At 47.8% G+C, this 5,203-nt stretch carries 2 tRNA genes and 3 rRNA genes; all 5 read left to right on the forward strand.

Going from position 1 to position 5,203, the window contains the following annotated elements:
* Window positions 1-155 precede the first annotated feature (155 nt).
* A 16S ribosomal RNA gene (locus P1K33_RS15310) occupies window positions 156-1,671 on the forward strand.
* Between the two features lie 86 nt (window positions 1,672-1,757).
* A tRNA-Ile gene (locus tag P1K33_RS15315) sits at window positions 1,758-1,831 on the forward strand.
* An 89-nt stretch (window positions 1,832-1,920) separates the two neighbouring features.
* Window positions 1,921-1,994 (forward strand) — tRNA-Ala (locus P1K33_RS15320).
* Window positions 1,995-2,092: 98 nt separating this feature from the next.
* Window positions 2,093-4,965: ribosomal RNA gene (locus P1K33_RS15325) — 23S ribosomal RNA — on the forward strand.
* A 125-nt stretch (window positions 4,966-5,090) separates the two neighbouring features.
* Window positions 5,091-5,200: ribosomal RNA gene (rrf, locus tag P1K33_RS15330) — 5S ribosomal RNA — on the forward strand.
* The 16S, 23S and 5S rRNA genes sit together here with 2 tRNA genes alongside, the layout of an rRNA operon.
* The last annotated feature ends 3 nt before the right edge of the window (window positions 5,201-5,203 follow it).

Here is a 5,203-nt window from a genome sequence, read left to right on the forward strand (position 1 = left end):
GCGAAAAGAATAGAAGAATACGTTCATAGACATATTGAATTGACAGCCGTTTTAAATAGTGATATTTAAAACAAATAAAAGAGAGTAAGAGAATCGGAAGATTTGAAAAAGACTAGCCTTTGTCTAAAAAAACGATGCTATTGCATCAACAATATACGATGAAGAGTTTGATCCTGGCTCAGGATGAACGCTAGCGGCAGGCTTAACACATGCAAGTCGAGGGGTATTAGGAGCTTGCTCCTAAGAGACCGGCGCACGGGTGCGTAACGCGTATGCAATCTACCTTTTACAGAGGGATAGCCCAGAGAAATTTGGATTAATACCTCATAGTATAACGCCTCGGCATCGAGATGTTATTAAAGTTCCAACGGTAAAAGATGAGCATGCGTCCTATTAGCTAGATGGTAAGGTAACGGCTTACCATGGCTACGATAGGTAGGGGTCCTGAGAGGGAGATCCCCCACACTGGTACTGAGACACGGACCAGACTCCTACGGGAGGCAGCAGTGAGGAATATTGGACAATGGGCGCAAGCCTGATCCAGCCATGCCGCGTGCAGGAAGAAGCATCTATGGTGTGTAAACTGCTTTTGTACGGGAAGAAACACTCCTTCGTGAAGGAGCTTGACGGTACCGTAAGAATAAGGATCGGCTAACTCCGTGCCAGCAGCCGCGGTAATACGGAGGATCCAAGCGTTATCCGGAATCATTGGGTTTAAAGGGTCCGTAGGCGGTTTAATAAGTCAGTGGTGAAATCTGGTCGCTCAACGATCAAACGGCCATTGATACTGTTAGACTTGAATTATTGGGAAGTAACTAGAATATGTAGTGTAGCGGTGAAATGCTTAGATATTACATGGAATACCAATTGCGAAGGCAGGTTACTACCAGTGGATTGACGCTGATGGACGAAAGCGTGGGGAGCGAACAGGATTAGATACCCTGGTAGTCCACGCCGTAAACGATGGATACTAGCTGTTCGGAGCAATCTGAGTGGCTAAGCGAAAGTGATAAGTATCCCACCTGGGGAGTACGTTCGCAAGAATGAAACTCAAAGGAATTGACGGGGGCCCGCACAAGCGGTGGAGCATGTGGTTTAATTCGATGATACGCGAGGAACCTTACCAAGGCTTAAATGTAGATTGACAGGTTTGGAAACAGACTTTTCTTCGGACAATTTACAAGGTGCTGCATGGTTGTCGTCAGCTCGTGCCGTGAGGTGTCAGGTTAAGTCCTATAACGAGCGCAACCCCTGTTGTTAGTTGCCAGCGAGTCAAGTCGGGAACTCTAACAAGACTGCCAGTGTAAACTGTGAGGAAGGTGGGGATGACGTCAAATCATCACGGCCCTTACGCCTTGGGCTACACACGTGCTACAATGGACGGTACAGAGAGCAGCCACTACGCGAGTAGGAGCGAATCTACAAAACCGTTCTCAGTTCGGATCGGAGTCTGCAACTCGACTCCGTGAAGCTGGAATCGCTAGTAATCGGATATCAGCCATGATCCGGTGAATACGTTCCCGGGCCTTGTACACACCGCCCGTCAAGCCATGGAAGCTGGGGGTACCTGAAGTCGGTGACCGTAAGGAGCTGCCTAGGGTAAAACTAGTAACTGGGGCTAAGTCGTAACAAGGTAGCCGTACCGGAAGGTGCGGCTGGAACACCTCCTTTCTAGAGACGATATAGGGGATAGTCCTGCAAATCGAAAGAATTTTTTACTCTCGCTGTTAGTTCAAATAATATAAGCAAAAAAACAGAGTCTCGTAGCTCAGCTGGTTAGAGTACTACACTGATAATGTAGGGGTCGGCAGTTCGAGTCTGCCCGGGACTACTTTTTTAAGCTTAGAAGGAAATTTTAGAAGATGAGTACGAATTACGCATAATTCAAAATTCAACATTCATAATTTAAAATTATAAAATGGGGGATTAGCTCAGCTGGCTAGAGCGCCTGCCTTGCACGCAGGAGGTCATCGGTTCGACTCCGATATTCTCCACAATCCGCTATGCGGAAAAAGTTCATTGACATATTGAGATAAAAAATACATTTAAAAAGTAGAAAGAACACGGTCATATTAATTTATGGCCAAAAGTACAATAAGCAAAATAAGGGCGTATGGGGGATGCCTAGGCTCTCAGAGGCGAAGAAGGACGTGATAAGCTGCGAAAAGCTACGGGGATTGGCACACACGAATTGATCCGTAGATATCCGAATGGGGCAACCCACTATGTTGAAGACATAGTACCCGATAGGGGGCAAACCCGCTGAACTGAAACATCTAAGTAGGCGGAGGAGAAGAAAACAAAAGTGATTCCGTAAGTAGTGGCGAGCGAACGCGGATTAGCCCAAACCAAAGTTGTTACGGCAATTTTGGGGTTGTAGGACCACGACATTTCTTGCGGATTGAACTAGAATAACCTGGAAAGGTTAACCAAAGAGGGTGATAGTCCCGTATAGGTAAGAGAAGATAAGGATAGTGGTATCCTGAGTAGGGCGGGGCACGTGAAACCCTGTCTGAATTTGGCGGGACCATCCGCTAAGGCTAAATACTCCTGAGAGACCGATAGTGAACCAGTACCGTGAGGGAAAGGTGAAAAGAACCGTGAATAACGGAGTGAAATAGATCCTGAAACCATACGCTTACAAGCGGTCGGAGCCCTTTAGTGGGGTGACGGCGTGCCTTTTGCATAATGAGCCTACGAGTTAACGTTGCTGGCAAGGATAAGTGATTAAGTCATGGATCCGTAGCGAAAGCGAGTCTGAATAGGGCGCTTTAGTCAGTAGTGTTAGACGCGAAACCGTGTGATCTACCCATGGGCAGGATGAAGCTGTGGTAACACATAGTGGAGGTCCGAACCGGTTGACGTTGAAAAGTCTTCGGATGACCTGTGGGTAGGGGTGAAAGGCCAATCAAACTCGGAAATAGCTCGTACTCCCCGAAATGCATTTAGGTGCAGCGCTGGATATAGTTATATAGAGGTAGAGCTACTGATTGGATGCGGGGGCTTCACCGCCTACCAATTCCTGACAAACTCCGAATGCTATATAATGATTACCAGCAGTGAGGGCATGGGTGCTAAGGTCCATGTCCGAGAGGGAAAGAACCCAGACCATCAGCTAAGGTCCCCAAATGTATGCTAAGTTGAAAAAACGAGGTTTGTCTGCCCAGACAGCTAGGATGTTGGCTTGGAAGCAGCCATTCATTTAAAGAGTGCGTAACAGCTCACTAGTCGAGCGGACGAGCATGGATAATAATCGGGCATAAGCATACTACCGAAGCTATGGACTCCAATAGGAGTGGTAGGGGAGCATTCTATCAGGGTTGAAGGTGTGTCGTAAGGCATGCTGGACTGGATAGAAAAGAAAATGTAGGCATAAGTAACGATAATGCGGGCGAGAAACCCGCACACCGAAAGACTAAGGTTTCCTCAGCTATGCTAATCAGCTGAGGGTTAGTCGGGTCCTAAGGCGAATCCGAAAGGAACAGTCGATGGCCAACGGGTTAATATTCCCGTACTTCTTATAATTGTGATGGGGTGACGGAGTGATGAAAGTACCGCGAACTGACGGAATAGTTCGTTAAAGCACCTACCTATAAGAGCCGCAGGCAAATCCACGGCTTTTGGGGAAATGCGATAGTACACGGAGGCTTCGGCCAAAGTGATAGTGTACCTAAGGGCTTCCAAGAAAAACCTCTAAACTTAGATTATAAGAACCCGTACCGTAAACCGACACAGGTAGTCGAGGAGAGAATCCTAAGGTGCTCGAGAGATTCATGGCTAAGGAATTAGGCAAAATAGACCTGTAACTTCGGGAGAAAGGTCGCCAGCAGCAATGCTGGCCGCAGTGAAAAGGTCCAGGCGACTGTTTATCAAAAACACAGGGCTCTGCAAAATCGTAAGATGAAGTATAGGGCCTGACACCTGCCCGGTGCTGGAAGGTTAAGAGGAGATGTTATCTTCGGAGAAGCATTGAATTGAAGCCCCAGTAAACGGCGGCCGTAACTATAACGGTCCTAAGGTAGCGAAATTCCTTGTCGGGTAAGTTCCGACCTGCACGAATGGTGTAACGATCTGGACACTGTCTCAGCCATGAGCTCGGTGAAATTGTAGTATCGGTGAAGATGCCGATTACCCGCAGTGGGACGAAAAGACCCTGTGCACCTTTACTATAGCTTAGTATTGGTCTTGGATAAGTGATGTGTAGGATAGGTGGGAGACTATGAAGTGGCGTCGCCAGGCGTTGTGGAGTCATTGTTGAAATACCACCCTTTGCTTATCTGAGGTCTAACCCCGTTTTACGGGGGACATTGCTTGGTGGGTAGTTTGACTGGGGTGGTCGCCTCCAAAAGAGTAACGGAGGCTTCTAAAGGTTCCCTCAGCACGCTTGGTAACCGTGCGTAGAGTGCAATGGCATAAGGGAGCTTGACTGAGAGACATACAGGTCGATCAGGTACGAAAGTAGAGCATAGTGATCCGGTGGTTCCGCATGGAAGGGCCATCGCTCAAAGGATAAAAGGTACGCCGGGGATAACAGGCTGATCTCCCCCAAGAGCTCATATCGACGGGGGGGTTTGGCACCTCGATGTCGGCTCGTCACATCCTGGGGCTGGAGAAGGTCCCAAGGGTTGGGCTGTTCGCCCATTAAAGTGGCACGCGAGCTGGGTTCAGAACGTCGTGAGACAGTTCGGTCTCTATCTACTGTGGGCGCAAGAAATTTGAGTGGATCTGATTCTAGTACGAGAGGACCGAATTGGACAAACCTCTGGTGTATCTGTTGTTCCGCCAGGAGCACCGCAGAGTAGCTACGTTTGGAAGGGATAAGCGCTGAAAGCATATAAGCGCGAAACCCACCACAAGATGAGATTTCTTTTAAGGGTCGTGGAAGATGACCACGTTGATAGGCTATAGATGTAAAGGCAGTAATGTCATAGTCGAGTAGTACTAATAACCCGTAAGCTTATGTACGTCTTTTTCCCGGGTCGCAAGACCCGGGAGAGAACTTTCTAAAGAAGAATTATTTTTATCTCAGTATGTTAAGATATTGTGTAATGCTAATCAACAAAAAGTTGATTATCCGTTGCAAACCAGCTTAAGGTGGTTATTGCGTCGGGGCTCACCTCTTCCCATTCCGAACAGAGAAGTTAAGCCCGACTGCGCAGATGGTACTGCAGTTATGTGGGAGAGTATGTCGCCGCCTTTTTTT

Source organism: Flavobacterium terrisoli (assembly GCF_030167905.1).
Lineage (GTDB): Bacteria > Bacteroidota > Bacteroidia > Flavobacteriales > Flavobacteriaceae > Flavobacterium > Flavobacterium terrisoli.